The organism is Candidatus Benthicola sp., from assembly GCF_058719085.1.
The window spans coordinates 17464-35038 of record NZ_JBZQEK010000006.1; the positions used below are offsets into that span (position 1 = coordinate 17464).

The 17575-nt window shown below is 69.0% G+C and carries 22 protein-coding genes; 9 read left to right on the forward strand and 13 right to left on the reverse strand.

The window, feature by feature from the left end; translation table 11 throughout:
• Positions 1-99: 99 nt before the first annotated feature.
• Complete coding sequence (locus AC36XV_RS00535; RefSeq protein WP_492201728.1) at positions 100-780, reverse strand: O-methyltransferase; 681 nt, start codon at positions 778-780, stop codon at positions 100-102.
• Positions 781-890: 110 nt separating this feature from the next.
• On the opposite strand from AC36XV_RS00535, the gene AC36XV_RS00540 reads away from it, so the two are divergent.
• The 6 genes from AC36XV_RS00540 to tpiA all read left to right on the forward strand — a co-directional run bounded on the left by AC36XV_RS00540 (position 891) and on the right by tpiA (position 5350).
• Positions 891-1256: a cupin domain-containing protein gene (locus AC36XV_RS00540; protein WP_492201729.1), complete on the forward strand. Its 366-nt coding sequence runs from the start codon at positions 891-893 to the stop codon at positions 1254-1256.
• 70 nt (positions 1257-1326) lie between these two features.
• Positions 1327-2412 carry a bifunctional transcriptional activator/DNA repair enzyme AdaA gene (locus AC36XV_RS00545; RefSeq protein ID WP_492201730.1) on the forward strand — a complete coding sequence of 362 codons (1086 nt, stop codon included), beginning with the start codon at positions 1327-1329 and terminating at the stop codon, positions 2410-2412.
• A gap of 135 nt (positions 2413-2547) precedes the next feature.
• The gene (locus tag AC36XV_RS00550) at positions 2548-3030 is read left to right on the forward strand and encodes a nuclear transport factor 2 family protein (protein ID WP_492201731.1); all 483 of its coding nucleotides are present in this window, start codon (positions 2548-2550) and stop codon (positions 3028-3030) included.
• Between the two features lie 35 nt (positions 3031-3065).
• Positions 3066-3329 carry a hypothetical protein gene (locus tag AC36XV_RS00555; RefSeq protein WP_492201732.1) on the forward strand — a complete coding sequence of 88 codons (264 nt, stop codon included), beginning with the start codon at positions 3066-3068 and terminating at the stop codon, positions 3327-3329.
• Positions 3326-4567 (forward strand): serine hydrolase domain-containing protein, encoded by a 1242-nt coding sequence (locus AC36XV_RS00560; RefSeq protein ID WP_492201733.1) that lies wholly within the window; start codon positions 3326-3328, stop codon positions 4565-4567. The genes AC36XV_RS00555 and AC36XV_RS00560 overlap by 4 nt, the downstream gene beginning before the upstream one ends.
• Positions 4568-4579: 12 nt before the next feature.
• Positions 4580-5350 (forward strand): triose-phosphate isomerase, encoded by a 771-nt coding sequence (gene tpiA, locus AC36XV_RS00565; RefSeq protein WP_492201734.1) that lies wholly within the window; start codon positions 4580-4582, stop codon positions 5348-5350.
• Here tpiA and AC36XV_RS00570 read toward each other — a convergent pair.
• The 11 genes from AC36XV_RS00570 to AC36XV_RS00620 all read right to left on the reverse strand — a co-directional run bounded on the left by AC36XV_RS00570 (position 5347) and on the right by AC36XV_RS00620 (position 12898).
• Complete coding sequence (locus tag AC36XV_RS00570; RefSeq protein ID WP_492201735.1) at positions 5347-5619, reverse strand: EutN/CcmL family microcompartment protein; 273 nt, start codon at positions 5617-5619, stop codon at positions 5347-5349. The two genes, tpiA and AC36XV_RS00570, sit on opposite strands and share 4 nt — an antisense overlap.
• Positions 5619-5939: a EutN/CcmL family microcompartment protein gene (locus tag AC36XV_RS00575; RefSeq protein ID WP_492201736.1), complete on the reverse strand. Its 321-nt coding sequence runs from the start codon at positions 5937-5939 to the stop codon at positions 5619-5621. The genes AC36XV_RS00570 and AC36XV_RS00575 overlap by 1 nt, the downstream gene beginning before the upstream one ends.
• The gene (locus tag AC36XV_RS00580) at positions 5936-6520 is read right to left on the reverse strand and encodes a BMC domain-containing protein (protein WP_492201737.1); all 585 of its coding nucleotides are present in this window, start codon (positions 6518-6520) and stop codon (positions 5936-5938) included. The genes AC36XV_RS00575 and AC36XV_RS00580 overlap by 4 nt, the downstream gene beginning before the upstream one ends.
• Positions 6521-6563: 43 nt before the next feature.
• On the reverse strand, positions 6564-8030 hold the full coding sequence (locus tag AC36XV_RS00585; protein ID WP_492201738.1) for an aldehyde dehydrogenase family protein: 1467 nt from the start codon (positions 8028-8030) through the stop codon (positions 6564-6566).
• 2 nt (positions 8031-8032) lie between these two features.
• On the reverse strand, positions 8033-8332 hold the full coding sequence (locus tag AC36XV_RS00590) for a EutN/CcmL family microcompartment protein (RefSeq protein WP_492201739.1): 300 nt from the start codon (positions 8330-8332) through the stop codon (positions 8033-8035).
• Between the two features lie 112 nt (positions 8333-8444).
• Positions 8445-8771, reverse strand: coding sequence for a BMC domain-containing protein (locus AC36XV_RS00595; protein ID WP_492201740.1), 327 nt, complete (start codon positions 8769-8771; stop codon positions 8445-8447).
• Positions 8772-8822: 51 nt separating this feature from the next.
• Positions 8823-9461 (reverse strand): beta-carboxysome protein CcmP, encoded by a 639-nt coding sequence (gene ccmP, locus AC36XV_RS00600; RefSeq protein WP_492201741.1) that lies wholly within the window; start codon positions 9459-9461, stop codon positions 8823-8825.
• A 10-nt stretch (positions 9462-9471) separates the two neighbouring features.
• Complete coding sequence (gene deoC / locus AC36XV_RS00605) at positions 9472-10143, reverse strand: deoxyribose-phosphate aldolase (protein ID WP_492201772.1); 672 nt, start codon at positions 10141-10143, stop codon at positions 9472-9474.
• Positions 10144-10328: 185 nt separating this feature from the next.
• Positions 10329-11081, reverse strand: a complete 753-nt coding sequence (gene rpiB, locus AC36XV_RS00610; protein ID WP_492201742.1) for a ribose 5-phosphate isomerase B — start codon at positions 11079-11081, stop codon at positions 10329-10331.
• A 49-nt stretch (positions 11082-11130) separates the two neighbouring features.
• On the reverse strand, positions 11131-11862 hold the full coding sequence (locus AC36XV_RS00615) for a TetR/AcrR family transcriptional regulator (RefSeq protein WP_492201743.1): 732 nt from the start codon (positions 11860-11862) through the stop codon (positions 11131-11133).
• Positions 11863-12157: 295 nt separating this feature from the next.
• Entirely contained in the window at positions 12158-12898 is a 741-nt protein-coding gene (locus AC36XV_RS00620; protein WP_492201744.1) for an SOS response-associated peptidase, read from the reverse strand.
• A 170-nt stretch (positions 12899-13068) separates the two neighbouring features.
• Here AC36XV_RS00620 and AC36XV_RS00625 point away from each other — a divergent pair, with 170 nt between their 5' ends.
• The gene (locus AC36XV_RS00625; protein WP_492201745.1) at positions 13069-13656 is read left to right on the forward strand and encodes a hypothetical protein; all 588 of its coding nucleotides are present in this window, start codon (positions 13069-13071) and stop codon (positions 13654-13656) included.
• Positions 13657-13678: 22 nt separating this feature from the next.
• Here AC36XV_RS00625 and AC36XV_RS00630 read toward each other — a convergent pair whose 3' ends face one another.
• A complete protein-coding gene (locus tag AC36XV_RS00630; protein ID WP_492201746.1) occupies positions 13679-16288 on the reverse strand; it encodes an AsmA family protein in 2610 nt (869 codons plus the stop codon).
• A 295-nt stretch (positions 16289-16583) separates the two neighbouring features.
• On the opposite strand from AC36XV_RS00630, the gene AC36XV_RS00635 reads away from it, so the two are divergent.
• Both AC36XV_RS00635 and AC36XV_RS00640 read left to right on the forward strand, forming a co-directional pair.
• On the forward strand, positions 16584-17138 hold the full coding sequence (locus tag AC36XV_RS00635) for a sigma-70 family RNA polymerase sigma factor (protein WP_492201747.1): 555 nt from the start codon (positions 16584-16586) through the stop codon (positions 17136-17138).
• Positions 17135-17425, forward strand: a complete 291-nt coding sequence (locus tag AC36XV_RS00640) for a zf-HC2 domain-containing protein (protein WP_492201748.1) — start codon at positions 17135-17137, stop codon at positions 17423-17425. Before AC36XV_RS00635 ends, AC36XV_RS00640 begins: the two co-directional genes overlap by 4 nt.
• Positions 17426-17575: the final 150 nt, after the last annotated feature.

Sequence of the window (17575 nt, forward strand, 5' to 3'; positions counted from 1 at the left end):
GGGAATGCGAAACGGGTGTCCCAGAGAGGACAAACCGGTGGAGCCTGTCAAGGCGTGGGCTGGCGGCGATCGCTCAACCGGCGGGCTCGCGGCGATCGCTCAGCCGGCGGGCTGATTCGCGCGGATGAGGGTGAGCCCATCGGCGAACGAGAGCACCACCTGTTCGGTTCGCGAGTCCTCTGCCACGTGCCGGTTGAAGGAGCGGATGGCCTCCGTGGTCTCGTCCACCGCCTCCGGGTTCGTCACCTCCCCCTCCCAGAGCGTGTTGTCCGCCAGCAGAAGGCCTCCGGCGTTCATTCGGGGCACGAGGGTCTCGTAGTAGTCGACGTACGCTTCCTTGTCGGCGTCCAGGAAGGCGAGATCGAACCGCAGGTCCTCCGGCAGGCCCTCCAGGGTCTCCCGTGCGGGGCCGATGCGGAGGTCGATCCGGTCCGCGACCCCGGCTTCCTCCCACGCCTGACGGGCGATCGCGGTCCACTCCAGGCTTCTGTCGCAGGCGATCAGGCGCCCCCCGGGCTCCAGGCCGCGTGCGATGGCGAGAGCGGAGTATCCGGTGAAGGTGCCGATCTCGATCGCCGTGCGGGCACCGATGGCCCGGGTCAGGAAGGTCATGAACACGGCCTGCGGGTGTGCCACCTGCATGCGCCTGCGGTCTCCGAGCTCGCGGGTGCGCTCGATCAGGCCCGTCTGGACCGCGTCGGGAGGCGTCGTGTGGTCAGCCACGTAGTCGAACAGCGCGTCATCCATTCGCAGGTACTTCCGGTATTCGGTCTCGGTCACTTGAATCGGCCTCGCTTCGACTGGTGTTTGCCCTTCCCGGATGTCGCAGCCATGCTTCATCCCACGGAACACGAGAGGGGTGTCTCGGTCAAGGAAGCCACGGAGGCGTCATGCAGGGCAAAGTGAACCTCGCGGAGAGCCTCGCTCGCATTCGGGAGCCGTGGAGTCCTCGAATCGTGGGCACCCTCAACGGGCAGCACGTGAAGCTCGCCCGGCTGCGGGGAGAGTTCGTGTGGCACCGGCACCCGGAAGCGGACGAGCTCTTCCTCGTCCTGTCGGGTGTGCTGCGGATGGAGCTCCGCGACCGGGAGGTCGAGATTCGACCGGGGGAGTTCCTGATCGTGCCGCGCGGTGTGGAGCACCGGCCGGTGGCCCCGGAAGAGGTCGAAGTACTGCTGTTCGAGCCCGAGGGGACGCGGAACACGGGAGACGCGGAGGACCCGAGAACGATCGAGAGTCCCGAGTGGCTCGAGTGAGACCGCGCACGCACATTCGGTGCGAATTTTCCGGTAGCCCCGGGGCGCCGGACCGGCGATCTTGGCCTCCATGACCGAGAACCGAGCCGCCACGCTGCCCGCCCGGGCCGAGATGATGCGGGCGTTCCGGAACCGGAACCCGGCCTACGACGGGGTCTTCTTCACCGGAGTCCGGACGACGGGCGTGTTCTGCCGGCCCGTTTGCCCTGCCCGCAAGCCGAAGCCGGAGAACGTGGAGTTCTTCGCCACTGCGCGCGACGCCCTGTACTCGGGATACCGACCGTGCCTCCGGTGCCGACCGCTGGAGCCGAGCGGCAGCCCTCCGGAGTGGCTGCAGGGGCTGCTGACGGATCTCGAGGACGATCCGACCCGGCGTTGGTCCGACCGCGAGCTGAGGCGGCGCGGGCTGCAGCCGGACCGCGTCCGCCGATGGTTTCGCAAACACCACGGTATGACGTTTCACGCATACTGCAGGGCCCGGAGGCTGGGCCTGGCTCTGGAGACCATAAGGGAAGGGGAAGGCGTGTCCACGACCGCGTACCGCCACGGCTACGAGTCACTGAGCGGCTTCAACGAGGCCTTTCGCCAGCTCATCGGGGCTCCACCCACGGAGGCCGTGGAAAATGGGGATCGAGTGATCCGGGTCCACCGCGTCCTCACCCCCCTCGGACCGATGATCGCGGGAGCGACGGACGAGGCGCTCTTCTTCTTCGAGTTCTCGGATCGGCGGCGCCTCGAACGACAGCTGGATCGGCTGCGCGCGAGATTGCAGTGCACGCTCGTCCCGGGCGAAAACGCGTTGCTCCGCAGCGTCACGCGGGAGATCGAGTCCTACTTCGCCGGAGACCTTCGGGAGTTCTCGGTACGGCTGGCCGCGCCCGGCACCGACTTTCAGGAGGCGGTGTGGGCCGAGCTCCGGCGGATCCCGTACGGCGAGACGCGGAGCTATGCCGACGTCGCTCGCTCGATCGGTCGTCCCTCCGCGGTACGGGCGGTCGCCCGGGCCAACGGTGACAACCGCCTCGCCATCTTCATTCCCTGCCACCGCGTGGTGGGGAGCGACGGGACCCTGACCGGATACGGCGGAGGGCTGTGGCGGAAGCGGCACCTGCTCGATCTGGAGTCGCGCGTCGCACCGGGAGGCCTGTTCGCGTAATACGGAGCTTTCCTCCGGCGCCCGCCCGGCCCATGTTTCCTGCGAGGCGGCCCCGAAGCCCCGGGGCCGCCTTTGCCGTACATTGGGTCCTCGCGACCTGAATCGGCTGACCCGACCCTTCGATTGAGAACATAGATGAGCAATGGACTGAGACAGGAAGACCCTCTCCGGAGGCTCCTGGAGAAGGACGCCGTCATCGATACCGTGAATCGCCTGTTCCGGAGCGTCGATGAGCGGGACTGGACGCGCGTCGAAACGTGCCTGGCCCCCAGCGTGCACTTCGACATGACCTCGGTGAGCGGCGAGGAGCCGGCCGTCCTCGAGGCGGCCGAGATCGTGGATGGCTGGCGCGGAGGATTGAGTCACCTCGAGGCGCTGCACCACCAGGCCGGCAACTACGAGGTCGAGATCCGAGGCGAGGAGGCCGACGCCTTCTGCTACGGGATCGCGGTCCATTACCTGCCGAACGACACCGGTGGCTCCACCCGTACCTTCGTGGGCACCTACGACCTGCACCTTCGGAAGCACCGGGGCGCGTGGCGGGTCGACCGCCTGCGGTACGATCTGAAGTTCCTGGACGGCAACGCCGACCTGGAGGGGGCCGCGGACCCCGACTGATCCGCGTCGGGCCCACGGCCTACCGGGAGGGGAGAATGGCGGCCCCGAAGGACATCACGCTGAAGCTCGGCGAGGAAGAGAAGCTGCGCGGCACGTTCGCCGGCGGATGGTGGCTGGTGTACGCCGGAATGCCGAACCGGGACACCTACTCGGTGGTGATCCGGTGGGCGAGTGGAAACACCTCGGCCGCCTACAATCTCTTCCTGTCGACGGGGCAGGCGGAGTTCACCGCGGCGAAGGGATGGATTCGCGTCCATTCCGTCTCGCCGGGCGAGATTCGGCTCCGGTACACCCGATGAAGCGGCGGTGCCGGTCGACGGGTTCCCTTGCGCGGGCGATCCGGTCACCCGGCCTTCGTCCCGGTGTGTATCTGGCTGCGGCGTTCTGCGTCGGAATGTCGCCCGGGGTGGCGGCGCAGGAGGCGTGGCCGAAAGCCGATCCGGTCGACGTCGGCCTCGATGCACTTCCCCTGAATCGGCTGGCGGAAGACGCCGCCAGGGGGGAGTTCGGGAACGTGGACCGGCTGATCGTGGTCGCTGACGGCAAGCTGGTGTTCGATCGCCGCTTCGACCTCGACTACGCCGAGATCTCGAGCGGGCACACCGGGGCCATCGGCTGCGGCTTCGGTTCGTGCGGCTCTCCGGATGACGTCCACGACTTCAACTATCTGCACCCGGACCGCCACCCCTACTACCGGGGCGGCGAGGTGCATACGCTGCAGTCGGTGACGAAGTCGGTCACCGCCACCCTGATCGGCATCGCCATGGGACGCGGGGACCTTCCCGGCGTCGACACGCCCGTCTTCGAGCTGCTCACCGACTTCGACCTCGGCGAGGTCGACCCGCGGGTACGGGAAGCGACGCTGGAGGATCTCCTGACGATGCGGCTCGGCATCGAGTGGCACGAGACGGACCGGCCCCTGGACGACACGAACACCACCCTCCAGCTGGAGAAGAGCGACGACTGGGTGCGTTTCACTCTCCGGCAACCGGCGGATGCGGATCCCGGAACGAGGTGGGCATACAACAGCGGTGCCAGCCACCTGATGTCGGCCATGCTCCTCGAGGCTACCGGCATGACCGCGGCCGAGTACGCGGAGCGGTATCTGTTCGGCCCGCTGGGCATACGGGACTACTACTGGAAGAGAGACCCCCAGGGGCTGCCCGACACCGAAGGCGGTCTGTACCTGAAGTCAGAGGACCTCGCGCGGATCGGTTGGCTCTACGCGCGGGACGGCCTGTGGGAGGGGGAACGGGTGCTTCCCGAGGGCTGGGTGGAAGTGGCCACGGCCCGTCACGTCGATGACGTGGCGCCCGGAAATCCCGGCTGGAACTGGGGCTACGGCTACCAGTGGTGGAGGCTCGACACGTCCGGGGTCGACGTCTGGGCCGGACTCGGGTTCGGCGGCCAGTACCTCCTCGTCATCCCCTCCCGGGGCCTGGTCGGAGTTGCCAACTGCTGGAACGTCTTCGATGAGCGCCCCTCCATCCTGGGGCCGCTCATCGATGCGATGATCGTGGCCTCCGGCGGCTCCTGACCGGGTCCAACCATGCGCCGCCCGCTGATCTGCGCCAACTGGAAGATGAACCTGGGTCGGCTGGAGGCGGCCCGGTCCCTGGTGCGCGGCCTTCGTCCTGCGCTTTCCGGCCAGGACGCGGTCGAGGTGGTGATCTGTCCTCCGCTCACGGTGCTCGCGTCCCTCGCGGATGTGCTCCGGAACTCCCCGATCGGCCTCGGGGCGCAGACGATGCACTGGGCCGAGGCCGGTGCCCACACGGGCGACGTGTCCCCGGCGATGCTCGTGGGGCTGTGTGACTACGTGATCCTCGGGCATTCGGAGCGACGCGCGGCGCACGGGCCCAGCGAATCGGACGAGGCCATTCGCCGGAAGGTCCGTGCCGCCCTCGACCACCAACTCGGACCGATCGTCTGCGTCGGCGAGACCGCCGATCAGCGAGCCGCCGGGGCGACCGACGACTTCGTGGGAGGCCAGGTGCGGATGGCTCTCGAGGGCCTGGAGCCGAGGGAGGTCGAGCGCTGCGTGCTGGCGTACGAGCCGATCTGGGCGATCGGGAGCGGGGAAGCCGCCACGCCGGCGGAGGCGAACCGGACGATCGGTCTGACGGTGCGCGGAGCGGTCGCGGCTCTCGCCGGGGAGGCCGCCGCCGAGCACATCCGGGTCCTGTACGGAGGCAGCGTCGACGCGGAGAACATCGGCGCCTTCATGCGCCTGCCCGAGATCGACGGTGCTCTGGTCGGCGGGGCCAGCCTGAGGCCGGACTTCGCCGACCTGGTCCGGCGAGCGGGGTCGGTACCCTAGGTCTCGATCGCCACCTCGTCGACCACGCCGACGATGACGGCCCGGATCGCCCCCGGATCGAGGCCGAGGATCTGCCTGGCCCCGTTCCCCTCATCCAGCACGAGCACCGTGTCCCCGGGACCCGCCCGCGCCACGTCCACGGCGACGTCGTATTCCCCGGTCGGTTCGGCCCCGGGGCCGAGCTGATCCACGAGGAGCAGCCTCCGTCCTGCGAGGTGCGGGATCTTCACCGTGGCGACCACCGGGCCGATGACCCTCCCGATGTACATCAGGGGGCTCCGGCCGGCTCGGACCACAGCGCCGTGGGCCGACGCCCGCCTTCCGGTCGCTCCACGTCGTCCACGATGCCGGTGATCGCCAGATCGACGGGGACGAAGGTCCGGGGCAACGCCTGCGCCGCTTCACGGCTTCCGACGACCAGCACCAGGTGGCCGTGGCCCGCCTGGGCCGTCGCGTCGGCCGCCACGGCCGGGGACCCGCGCGGACGTCCGTCCCGGTCCAGCGGCTGGACGGCCAGGAGCTTCACTCCTTCCAGCCCTTCGTACCGGGCGGTCGCGACCACCGTGCCGATGACCCGGGCGAGCTTCACAGCCCCTCCAACCGGGAACGGAAGCGGGTGTCCGCCGACAGGTTCGCCCACACGTCAGGGTGGAGCCGGGAGATGACCACCCGGCGCACCAGCAGCCCCGGCCGGACCACCGTCGAGCCGATGTCCACCGCCGCCTCGACGTCCGCCACCAGGCCGGAGTACGTGACGATCCCCTTCCCACCGAGGCCATCGGCCATCCGAATCTCCAGCAGACGGACCTCCGCGCCCTTGATGCCCGCGTCGGCGGCCCGGATGGCCGCGGCGACGGTGGTGGTCTCGATGACGCCCACGGCGTCGACCGGTCGCTCGACTCTCTCCCCGCCGATCGCCTCCACGACGGCCGGGTGGACGTGAGGCAGGAAGACGTGGTCCAGGACCGAGTCGCCTCCCATCGCCCGCCCCGCCGCCAGCGCTTCCTCGACCTCCGCGACGGTCCCCCCCACCAGGACCAGGTAGCGCCCCGGCTGAACGGTGCCCGAGCGGATCACGTCCAGCTGGGCCCGCTTGACCATGGCATCCGCGGCCTCGATTCCGGCCGCGATGCTGCTGAAGTCGATGAGGGCGAGCGCCGGCTCGATCATCGCCTGCCACCCCTTCCCGGCCCTACGGTAGTCGTCATGTCGCTCACACGATTCTGAAGGAGTCCTTCAGCACGCACCGCCGAATACGGCTGAAGCTGATCGGGTTGGTGATGCCCTCACCGGTCGGGCTGGCGATGGTGAAGGAGCAGTATCCCTCTCCTCCGTATCCGAGTCCGTCGTAGGAGACGCCGTTCTTCACGAAGATGCTGCAGTCCATCACCCGGGCCATGCGGCTGAGGTGGTCCAGGTGCTTGGAGTGCATGACCGCCGTGTGGCGGAACCCGTGCTCGGCCGCCTTCGCGAGCCCGATTCCCTCCCGGGCATCCCGGACGCGCGCGATGGGGAGAACGGGCATCATCTGCTCCGAGAAGATCAGCGGATCGTCCGCTTCCACTTCCGCGATGACCAGGCGGACCTCGTCGCCCGCCTCGATCCCGATCGCACGCAGCAGGATCGCCGCGTTCCGTCCGATGAAGTCCTTGTTCATGGTGCCGTGACGGCCGCGCTCCGGACGATCGGTGAAGATCGACCCGCGAAGGTCGTCCAGCTGCCTGGCGTCGATCTCCACCGCACCGTGGGCGCGCATGGCGGCCTTGAGGTCGTCGGCGATCGAGGCGACCGCGAACACCTCCTTCTCGTCCGTGCAGATGATGTTGTTGTCGAACGAGGCGCCGCGGACGATGTCACGTCCGGCCTGTTCGATGTCCGCCGTTTCATCGACCACGACCGGCGGGTTGCCCGGACCGGCGCACACCGCCCGCTTGCCGGAGGCCATGGCGGCACGGACCACACCGATCCCGCCCGTGACGGTCAGCAGGTTGACGCCCCGGTGCGCCATGATGGCGCTCGCGGTCTCCAGCGTGGGCTCGGAGATCGCGCAGACGAGGTTCGCCGGTCCGCCCGCCTCCACGATGGCGTCGTTCACCAGCTGGACGGCCCGGTTGGAGCACTGCCGGGCCCCGGGGTGCGCGTTGAACAGCACGGCGTTGCCGGCGGCGACCATCGAGATCGAGTTGCACGCCACCGTGGAGATCGGATTGGTGCTCGGGATGATCGAGCCGATGAGCCCGTACGGGGCATACTCGACCACCGTCAGCCCGCCGTCCCCGCTCCAGGCGCCGGTGTCGAGGAATTCGTGTCCGGGGGCCTTGTTCGCGTTGAGGAGGATCTTCTCGATCTTGTCCTCGTAGCGGCCCATCCCCGTTTCCTCCCAGGCCTCGTAGGCCAGGGGCTGCGCGTTCTCCCGCAGGGTCCGCCGGATGTGGGAGATCATCCGTTCCCGGACCGAGACCGGGAGCTCCTGGAGCTCCTCGTACGCCTTCCGGGCCGCGGCCACGGCGCCGTCCACGTCGGGGAACAGGTTGTCGCCGTGCCGGGGAACGGCAGCGGGCGCCGGCCGCTCCACCACCGGCGGGCGACGGGGAACGCCGGCTCCCCGCGCCGGCGCCTCCGCGCGTCCGAGCTCGGACATCACCCGGTCGATCACCCCCTGGATCTCGGAGTCCCGCATGATCAGCCGTCCCGTGACTTGTCGTACTTGAGCTCGCCGTCGATGGCGAGCGAATCCACGATCGCCATGATCACCGCGTCGCACGGCCGCTTGTCCGTCACGGCCGTCTGACGCGCCGAGCTACCGGTGGCGTACAGCACCACCTCGCCGAGCCCGGCGCCGACGGCATCGGCCGCCACCCGGTACCCGGAGGCCTCGCTCCCGTCCACGTCCAGCTGGCGGAGCACGAGGAACTTGAGCCCCTCGAGGGACGCTTCCTTGTTCGTCGAGACGAGCGTTCCGACGACTCTTCCTAGCAGCATGACCGGCTCCGTATCCCCGAGCGTCGCAGACTTGAATGATCACTCAACTTCCGTCGTCTCCGGCCCCGATGGGCGGCCCGGAGAGGGTCCGGGCGCGCGTACGACCGCACCGTCAGCGCTTGGTCGACTTGGATCCGGCACCCGCCTGCCGCCCGAGCGGAAGGGCGACGTCCACGTTCGCGTGCGGTCGCGGAATGACGTGGATCGCGACGAGCTCGCCGATCTTCTCCGCGCCCCTCGCTCCGGCTTCCACGGCCGCCTTCACCGCGGCGACGTCTCCGCGTACGACGGCCGTCACGTAGCCGCCGCCCGTCTTCTCGTAGGCGACGAGCTCCACACGGGCCGCCTTGACCATCGCATCGGCCGCCTCGACCATCGCCGGGTAGCTCCGGCACTCGATCATTCCGAGTGCGTCGACCGCGCCGTACTCTTCAGCCATTCTCTCCTCCTGGTGAATCCGGAAGCGCCCCGCGCTCCACAGGGAAAACGCCTAGTCTCTTCTTCCTGCGGCCGCCTCGCGGCCGCTCACGCCCTCGATCGCGGCCACCGCCGCGCCGTAGCCCGCCATGATGTCCCGCTCCTCGCCTCCGAGGTACACCCGCCCGAAACTCCCGAATGCCCGGACGTCGAGTATGTTGATGTGCGCCGCCTTTTCCGCCTCGTTGGCAGCCAGCGCTGCGTAGCCCGCCGGCTCCACTTCCAGCACGTACAGGGTCTGACCCGCGAGCAGCATGTGTCCGTAGCGCATCCGGTTCACGAGCTGGACCTGGTGGGCGTCGATGTGACGAATGATCTGGCTGGACACCACGCGCGGCTTGATCCGATCGGATTCCTGCACGTCCAGCGCGTCGAGGATGGCCGCTCCGGCCGCCCGCACCTCCGACTGCTCCGCGTGGTGCACCTCGAGGAGGCCGAACAGCCGCTCCACGATCTGCATCCCCGGCCGCACGCGCGTCGACTTCAGCGCGATGTCGGTGATGCGGTTGATCTCGATCCCGGGTGAGATCTCGATCCACAGGGACGCATCGCCCGGAAGCGGCAGGAAGCCGCGGGCGACCGTGCCGAGATACGCCGCGTGCTGCGGCTGCAGGCTGTCCAGAAAGCAATAGGTCCGAAGATCCACGGTCATGTCGTCACCCTCACGAGTCGGCTTCCTGCGCGATCTTCACGCTCGCGCTCGCTCCGATGCGGCTCGCACCGGCGGCGATCATCTTCTTCGCATCCGCGTAGCTCCGGATCCCACCCGACGCCTTCACGCCCATCCCGCTGCCCACCACGCGCCGCATGAGGGCGACGTCTTCCGCCGTCGCTCCGCCGGGGCCGAATCCGGTGGAGGTCTTCACGAAATCCGCTCCGGCCACCTTCGCGAGCTGACACGCGGCCACCTTCTCCTCGTCCGTGAGGAGGGCGGCCTCGATGATCACCTTGAGGATCGCTCCCCCGGCGTGCACCGCCCGCGCCACGGCCGCGACGTCCCGCTCGACGAGCTCGTAGTCGTGCGACTTGAGGCCGCCCACGTTGATCACCATGTCGACTTCCGTGGCCCCGTCTCGGAGCGCCTTCTGGGCCTCGAACACCTTCGTCTCTGTCGAGGTGGCCCCGAGCGGAAAGCCGATCACCGTGCACACGATCACCTCCGAGCCCTTGAGGAGATCGGAGCACAGCTTCACGTGGGACGGGTTCACGCACACGGACGCGAACCCGTATTTACGGGCTTCGTAGCACAGCTGCGCCACCTGGTCCTGCGTGGCGTCGGGCTTGAGCAGAGTGTGATCGATCAGATGGCTCACCCGTCCGTCCGTCGGAGCGATTCCGAGGGTGCTGGCGAGTCGGTCCGCTCCCGCGTCCACGAACGGCTGCACGCGGTCCGAGTAATTGCCCGTCGACAGCTCCGCCGCTGCCCCGAGCCCATCGCGCTCGCGCTGTACCAGGATCATCACCTGGTGGGTCACCTGCTCGATGATCCTCTCGAGCGTCTTCTCGTCGAGCTCCATGCTCATCCCTTCGAGTACCTGCGCTCGATGTCCATGATCTTCGCCACGCGCCTGGCGTGGCGTCCACCGGCGTGGGACGTGTCGAGCCACGCGTCCAGGATACGGACGGCCAGCGCCGGGCCGATCAGGCCGGCTCCCAGCGTGAGGACGTTGGCATCGTTGTGCTCGCGGCTGTTCACGGCGCTGGCCTCGTCGTAGCACAGGGCGGCGCGCACTCCCGGGACCTTGTTCGCCGCCATGCAGGAACCGATGCCGGCTCCGTCCACCACGACAGCCGCCCGGGCGGTGCCCCGGGCGACGAGCCGGGCCGCCGCGAGGGCGAAATCCGGATAGTCCACCGAGGCAAGACCGTCCGTGCCGCAGTCGAGCACCTCGAATCCACGCTCCCGGAGATGCGCGGCGAGTCGCTCCTTGAGATCGAAGCCCCCGTGATCGGCGGCGACCGCCACCGTGCGAGCCCGATCGGTTTCCGCAGGCTGGACCGCATGGGAGGCCTCGGAGAAAGACCCGCCGATGACGGAGATCCGTCGCTCCAGCGCCGCCTGACGGGCGAGAGGGGTCAGCATCGCATCGGCCTCGACGTCGAGGCGCGAGCCTGCCGGCAGCGCTTCGATCTCGGCTGCGGTCACGAGCCGGCGCCTTCCCGACGCCGCATCCGGGGCCTCGGAGGCCGCCTGCACCGTCCGCAGCACGACTCGCCGGACCATCTCCCGGATCTTCTGCTCATCGATCACGAGATCGCTCCCGCCGCGCACTCGCCGTGCATCGAAGGCATCGATGCTGCGGTGTCCATCGCCGGCACGCTCACCAGGCCCTCCACCACGCCGCGTCCCCCGCCGCGACCGAGCTCGAGTCCTCGGTCTCCGGCGGCGCAGCGGGAGCCGGGGAGGCTTTCACAGCCCTGCGGGCCCTCGGCTCCGGCTCGACCGCCCCCGCCACCGGGCGCGTCGCCGGTTCGCGGCGGGACGGTCGAGGACGAATCGCGTCGCCCGTCGAGATGCGATCGATCAGAGTCCGGAGCTGATCCACGGAGTGATCGAGGGGGGCGATCGAACGGAGGGCCCGGGACTGCATCACGCTTCCCTGCAACGTCGAGAGGAAGTGCTCCGCCAGAGACCGTCGATCCACGCGAGGCGGAAAGCGGTCGCCGGCTTCCGCCAGCCAGCTCTCTACGCGCTCGGCCCATCGCTCGAAGTAGAGGCGGATCGGCGTCGCCGCCTCCGGTATGCGGCTTCCGACCTCCAGCGACAGGTCGCCGACCGGGCAGCCCCGCGTGAACCGGGACACCAGCAGCCGACCCCGGTAGAGCTCGATCAGCGCGAAGACCCTCTCGACGGGATCGTCGGCCGCGCGCTCCGCCGCCTCCAGCAGTCCGGGTTCGAGCGTGTCGACGTACTTCTCGAGGACGGCCACCAGCAACGCGTCCTTGCTCGGGAAGAAATGGTACAGGCTGCCGCTGTTGACGTCGGCCTCGCGCAGAATGGAAGCCACGGTCGTGCCCTCGAAGCCATCCGCTTCGAACCGCCTCGCCGCCACGCTGAGTATCCGGTTGCGGGTATTCGTAGCCATTTTGACCAAACATTCAACGATCCGGACCCCGCTGTCAAGGGCGTGAGCACAAGGACGTTCCGGACACGCGCAAGATCGGCGAATTCCGTGGCCCAAAAAGTTGATTATATGGTCAAGTCCGGCTCAGCTTCGAGAGGGCCCTCGGTTTGGTTGCCGGCGTCCGCCGCGATCGGCGAATCGAGTTGATTGTTTACTCAACGGAGCGCCACTGGAGGCGGGGGATCCGATGGCGGTCGTGGCCGCGAAGGGCAGAGGCGGGGGGTCAGAACAGCTCGGTCTGCGTCTGCATCGGTTCCATGCAGGCGGAGTCGTCGTGCGCGACGTAGTTCACCCGCGTGGAGACGGGATGGAATCGGAGGTCATCACGCTCGTATCCCTCGAGAACCGGTTCAAGCTCCCACGGGATCGTGTCGGGGTCGAGCCACAGGTCGAAGTGCTCCGGCTCGACGATCACGGGCATTCGATCGTGCAGGGGGCGGAGCGCCTCGTTCGCAGCGGTCGTGAGGATCGCGCAGCTCTCGATCGGCTCTCCCTCGTCGGGCTTCCACCGATCCCACAGCCCGGCGAACCCGAACGGTCGGCCATCTTCCATTCCGATCCAGTACGGCTGCTTGCCGCGTCCGGTGGTCTGCCACTCGTAGAAGCCGTCCGCTACCACCAGGCACCGCCGGTCGCGATAGGAATCCCGAAAGGAAGGTTTCTCGGAAACCGTCTCGGAGCGGGCATTGATGAGCGGCTGCCCGGAGCCCGGCTCCCGTGCCCAGCGGGGAATCAGGCCCCACCGAAGGCGGGCGGTCTCACGAGGCACCGCGGAGCCTCCCGGAGCCAGTCCGAGGCCGGCGTGCTCTCGAAGGCCGACCGGAGCCCGCACGACCGCGACGTCCTGCGTGGGCGCGATGTTGTATCGCGGTTCCACGTCCGGGATCTCGCGGAGCCCGAACAGGGCCGCCCATTCGGCGGCGGGTGTAGCCAGAGTGAAGCGTCCGCACATGGGGCCGAACATACGACGCCCTCGGGCACGGCGCGAAATCGGCCTGTCGCGGGACGTTCCGCGGGTCCGGAGAGGTACCGGAACCCGCACGCCACCGGCGGGTTTGAACAGAGGTCGAGGGCGGAGTACATTCGAGTCGGGCCGGCCACGGCAGGTCCGCACGAATCAACCGGGAGCGTCGGATGAGCGAGAAGCTGGGGGTACGATCGCGTTATCGCGCGGCACTCGTGGGCGGGCTGGCCCTGTTCGTGATGCTTCAAGCCGCCCTGTTCGCATGGACGCGAGGCGGCGACGCCGGTGAGGCAACCCCCCGCGAGGCGGCCCGGCTGGTGAATCTGCCCGAGACGAGCGCTCCCCTGGCCGATGTGTCACAGGCTCCGACTCCCGCTCCGATCGAGGAGGCGGCTCCTCGGAGGGCCGAGGTGGAGACGCTCGCGGACATCCCGGCCGTACCGAGGCTGTCGGCAGCCGCTTCGGCAGCCCAGCCCGTCATGTTCATGGAGAACCTCGACGAACCGGAGTCCGAGCAGAATCCGGCCGTGTCGTACGCCACGGTGTCCGACTTCCTGGTGGCTTCGGGCGCCGATGCTCAGCCGCTCCGGCCGATCGATGACCGGCCCGTCTCGGTGCTCGCCGCGATCGGCGGCTCGGGGCGCGGGATCGGCATCGGCGCCGATGGCCCGCACTGCGTTCCGGGGCGTCCGGCCATGTTCCAGAGAAGCCCGGTCGTGTCCGGCGCGCCGTCGCTGCTTCGCTCGCCTCGCATGTAGGACTCGGGCGACCGACTTCCGTTCAACTTCCTCCTTCGCCCGTCGTGTCCGACGCGGCGGCTCCCGTGTCGCCGGGCGCCTGAGACGGATTCCCGAGCAGCCCCCGCACCGCCTCGGCGCCTAGCCTTCGCACCTCGGCCTCGCCGGCCTGCCGGGCCCGGCCAGCCGCCTGGTCGACCACGTTCTGCGAGGATTCCCGCATGGCGGCCGGGTCGAGAGCGAACCTCGGGTTCGCCGCCTGTCCCGTCAGCCGAACGCCCAGCTCGACGGCACCGCCGGCTCCGAGGTACCGGTCGATGACCTCTCCGGCGGCTCCAGCCGCCGACACGGCGGCCCGGGTGAGAGTTGAATCCGGCCGCAGGAGAGCCCCGAGGTCGAGACCTCCACCGAACCCGATGGCCCCGCTGGCCTGTGCCACCAGCTCCTCCCCGTTCAGCGAGCTCGCGTCGAGGAGGATCCGGCCGTCCCGGATCGCGAACGGCGACGTCCACCGATCGAAATGCAGATCCCGCACGCTCCCCAGCTTCAGGAACCGGACGAGCCCGTCGGTCAGAGGGTTGGAGGCGATGCGGCCGTCCCGGATCTCGAACCGCCCCAGGCCGGTCAGCAGCCGGGTGACGGGCAGCACGAGCGAATCGAGTCCTCCCTCGAGGCTGAGATCCATGGTCAGAGATCCGGAGACCAGCGTTCCGAGGGGCGTGTTCTGCGCCAGATACCGTTCGGCCCGCACGCCTTCGAGAGCCAGGTCGAGTCGGAACGGCTCGGCGTCCACCTCCCCGAGATCGAGGGATCCGTTCGCGGAGCCGATCCCTCCGTACGCGGCGAAGCGGGCGTCCACCAGCTCGACCCGGTCCGGCCGAAGGAGCAGGCGGCCCTCGACACGCGAGAGTCGGTAGGGAAGTCGGAGCACGGAGTCGAGGCGGAACCCGATCCGTCCGCTGACCGGAAGAGGTCCCGGACGTCTGAACTCTCGCTCGGCGGCCCACTGCTCGGGCGAACGTCCCTCCAGGTTCCGATCGGCCAGTCGAGCCCAGGCGATGCGCCCGTATCCGACTTCTCCACCGGACGTACCGAGCAGGGCATCGAGATCGAGCCTTGCTCCCCGGGCCATCGCCCGTATCGAGGGCGTACGCGGTTCCGCCGCGAGCCGACCCAGGACATCGGACAGGGTACCCTCGATTTCCAGCGGATCTCCGGCCGCGAATACGGGCGTTGGCGTCCACCGTGCGTCGGTTCCTTCGAGACGGACCACGGCCGCCGGGATCTCGACCGGACGTGCGAGGGAGCCGCCCTCGATCGCGAGCCCCTCGATCTCCAGCTGCCCGGAGAGTCGGGCGGCGTCCAATCGATCGATCGAGCCGGCCGCGGCGACATCCCACCGCAGGAGGCCCTTCGAGGGCGCCGCCTCGTCGGCTCCCCCTGCCGAGAATGCCTCGAGCAGCTCCCCGGCGTCGGCGCTCCCATCCACCGCGGCCTCGAACGCGAGGGTCGAGTCGAGCGCGAAGCGTCCGCGGCCGCTGATCTGTCCACCCGGGAGACGGGCTCGCAGCGTCGACACCTCCATTCCGCGGTCGACGATCCTGAGGTCGGCGTCCAGGTCGTCGAGCCCGGCCGGTTCCTCCGGTCGTCGAGCCCCGCCCCCCCGGATCGTCACCATGCCCTCCACATCCGGCCACTCATCCGGTCCGAGCGCCCCCTCGACCCGGACGTCCACACCGAGGGCTCCCCACAGGTCGACGGGCAGCGCCGCTCGGAGCGAATCCGGCACCGCCGTCACGACCTGCGAGAGGTCCACGTTCTGGCCACGGATCGCCAGGTCCACGAGCCGGCGCGGCTCCTTCACGGAGTCCACTCGACCGCTCACCGAAAGGTCGAGACCGTTGAACGTGGCCGTTCCCGAGGCGATCTCGATCCAACCCATCCGGGGCCCGGCGACGGCCTCCAGATCGAGCTCGACTCGGAGACCCCGCACGCCGCGAGGCCAGGCCGGGGGAAGGGCGAACCGAAGGCTGTCGAGCCCCGACTCCAGATCGAGGTCGAGTCGGCCTGCGGCGTCGCGACGCACGGATCCCTCGATTCGTACACCGTCGGCCTGCACGGAGCGGCCGCTCACGGCATCCCGGTAGCCGAAGCGGCCTCCGACCAGCTCGATCCGGTCGATCTCCAGGCTCATCGACGTTCGGGGCGCTTCGTCCTCCTCCCGGGAAGCCGGCACGAAGTCGCCGAAATTCGTCTTTCCCTCGGAATCGATCTGCAGGAGGACGCGCGGCCTCACCACCCGCACCCGGTCGATTTCCACCCTCCGCTTCAGGAGCGGCAGCAGCCTCGGACGAAGCTGGAGCTCATCGACGGAGGCCAGCGGCAGGCCCTCGAAGTCCGGCAGGTTCTCCACCCTCACCGTATGCAGCCGCACCTCGGGCACGGGGAAGATCTTCAGGTCCGCCGATGCGATCGACACCTGGCGATTGAGCGCCGCCGACAGGTGGGGCTCGGCCCGATCTGCGAGCGATGCGGGGTCGACGACGGCGCGGAGCACCAGCACGAGGGCGAGAAAGAGCACGAGTCCCGCGGCCAGCAGTCCCGCCAGGATGAGGCCCAGTCGACCGGGCCACTTTCGCTTCGGAGCGTCCATTCCGTCCTATCCCGGGATTCGGTTGCGCCGGACCTGGTTGCCGCGTCGGGGAACCGACCGCGCCGCGGAGGCGTTCACGATGCAGGGTTCCGGCGTGATCATCGGAGCGCCGAGCATAGTACGGTCGAGGGTGTCCGGACGTTCCGACGCGCTCGTTCCGGGGCCGAGCCGAGGACCCGGACGGGCGGGGGTCGCAGCCGGCCCGGAGCGGTTGCACGGATTCGCGAGTTCGGGATACCGTGGTCGACATGTGCAGACGACAGGCTGCCAGCCTGCCCCCTCTCGGGCACGGGCGATGAACGTTCCGACCGACTCCAGGCGACGGGAGTTCGAGGACGAGGCGCTGGTGCACCTCGATGCCCTGTACGGCCTCGCCCTGCGGCTTTCCGGCGGCGACGAACCCCGGGCGGAAGACCTCGTCCAGGAGTCCATCCTGAAGGCGTTCCGTGCCTGGGACCGGTTCGAGCGCGGGACGAACAGCCGGGCCTGGTTGATGACCATCCTGAGGAACACCTTCATCAACCAGTTCCGGCGCCAGAAATCCCGTCCCGTGCCCGTCGAGCTGGACGAGGTCGAGGCCTCCGCGGCGCGATCCCTATACGAGGCCGATCCGGCCGGTCGCCTGTTCGACCACCTCCTGGACCGGGAAGTAGTGGGAGCGATCGACGAGCTGCCGGAGGAATTCCGGGTTGCGGTGGTGTTGATCGATCTCGAGGGGCTCAGCTATCAGGAGGCTTCGGAGCTGATGGGCGTGCCCGTCGGCACCGTCAAGTCGAGGCTCTTCAGGGCCAGAAAGCGCCTCCAGCAGAGGTTGTACGCCTATGCGGTCGAAATGGGGTACCTGAGATGAGCGAGATGGAGAACGGCCACGACCGCCTCCGGGGGAGTCCCGGCGGAACCGAGGACCTCGGCTGCGAGGAGGCACTGGCCCGGGTGTACGAGTACCTGGACGGCGAGCTGGACTCGGCGACGCACGAGTCGGTGCGGCGTCACATCCAGACCTGCCGTCGATGCTACCCGTACTTTGATTTCGAGCGCCTGTTCCTGGACTACATCCACGAGCTCGGTGCGGGAGAGGAACGTCGCTCCGGGCTCGCGGAGAAGGTCCGTGCCATGCTCGCGACCGAGCCTGAATGAACCCGCCGGACTTGTTGCTGCCCGGGCGCTTCGGCAGTACCGTCAGGGCGGTCAAATGCCTGCGCCGGGGGGCGACGATGCCAGGCAGTGGACGGAACGCCCGCGCCCCGCTTCCGGTCGACCCGAGTCAAGCGATCGCCCACCGTTCAG

What these genes read in the sequence shown, in the direction of transcription:
- AC36XV_RS00540 (WP_492201729.1), top strand. Translation starts at nt 891, where the DNA reads ATGCAGGGCAAAGTGAACCTCGCGGAGAGCCTCGCTCGCATTCGGGAG.
- AC36XV_RS00545 (WP_492201730.1), top strand. Translation starts at nt 1,327, where the DNA reads ATGACCGAGAACCGAGCCGCCACGCTGCCCGCCCGGGCCGAGATGATG.
- AC36XV_RS00550 (WP_492201731.1), top strand. Translation starts at nt 2,548, where the DNA reads ATGAGCAATGGACTGAGACAGGAAGACCCTCTCCGGAGGCTCCTGGAG.
- AC36XV_RS00555 (WP_492201732.1), top strand. Translation starts at nt 3,066, where the DNA reads ATGGCGGCCCCGAAGGACATCACGCTGAAGCTCGGCGAGGAAGAGAAG.
- AC36XV_RS00560 (WP_492201733.1), top strand. Translation starts at nt 3,326, where the DNA reads ATGAAGCGGCGGTGCCGGTCGACGGGTTCCCTTGCGCGGGCGATCCGG.
- tpiA (WP_492201734.1), top strand. Translation starts at nt 4,580, where the DNA reads ATGCGCCGCCCGCTGATCTGCGCCAACTGGAAGATGAACCTGGGTCGG.
- AC36XV_RS00570 (WP_492201735.1), bottom strand. Translation starts at nt 5,619, where the DNA reads ATGTACATCGGGAGGGTCATCGGCCCGGTGGTCGCCACGGTGAAGATC.
- AC36XV_RS00580 (WP_492201737.1), bottom strand. Translation starts at nt 6,520, where the DNA reads ATGATCGAGCCGGCGCTCGCCCTCATCGACTTCAGCAGCATCGCGGCC.
- AC36XV_RS00585 (WP_492201738.1), bottom strand. Translation starts at nt 8,030, where the DNA reads ATGCGGGACTCCGAGATCCAGGGGGTGATCGACCGGGTGATGTCCGAG.
- AC36XV_RS00590 (WP_492201739.1), bottom strand. Translation starts at nt 8,332, where the DNA reads ATGCTGCTAGGAAGAGTCGTCGGAACGCTCGTCTCGACGAACAAGGAA.
- AC36XV_RS00595 (WP_492201740.1), bottom strand. Translation starts at nt 8,771, where the DNA reads ATGGCTGAAGAGTACGGCGCGGTCGACGCACTCGGAATGATCGAGTGC.
- ccmP (WP_492201741.1), bottom strand. Translation starts at nt 9,461, where the DNA reads ATGACCGTGGATCTTCGGACCTATTGCTTTCTGGACAGCCTGCAGCCG.
- AC36XV_RS00620 (WP_492201744.1), bottom strand. Translation starts at nt 12,898, where the DNA reads ATGTTCGGCCCCATGTGCGGACGCTTCACTCTGGCTACACCCGCCGCC.
- AC36XV_RS00625 (WP_492201745.1), top strand. Translation starts at nt 13,069, where the DNA reads ATGAGCGAGAAGCTGGGGGTACGATCGCGTTATCGCGCGGCACTCGTG.
- AC36XV_RS00630 (WP_492201746.1), bottom strand. Translation starts at nt 16,288, where the DNA reads ATGGACGCTCCGAAGCGAAAGTGGCCCGGTCGACTGGGCCTCATCCTG.
- AC36XV_RS00635 (WP_492201747.1), top strand. Translation starts at nt 16,584, where the DNA reads ATGAACGTTCCGACCGACTCCAGGCGACGGGAGTTCGAGGACGAGGCG.
- AC36XV_RS00640 (WP_492201748.1), top strand. Translation starts at nt 17,135, where the DNA reads ATGAGCGAGATGGAGAACGGCCACGACCGCCTCCGGGGGAGTCCCGGC.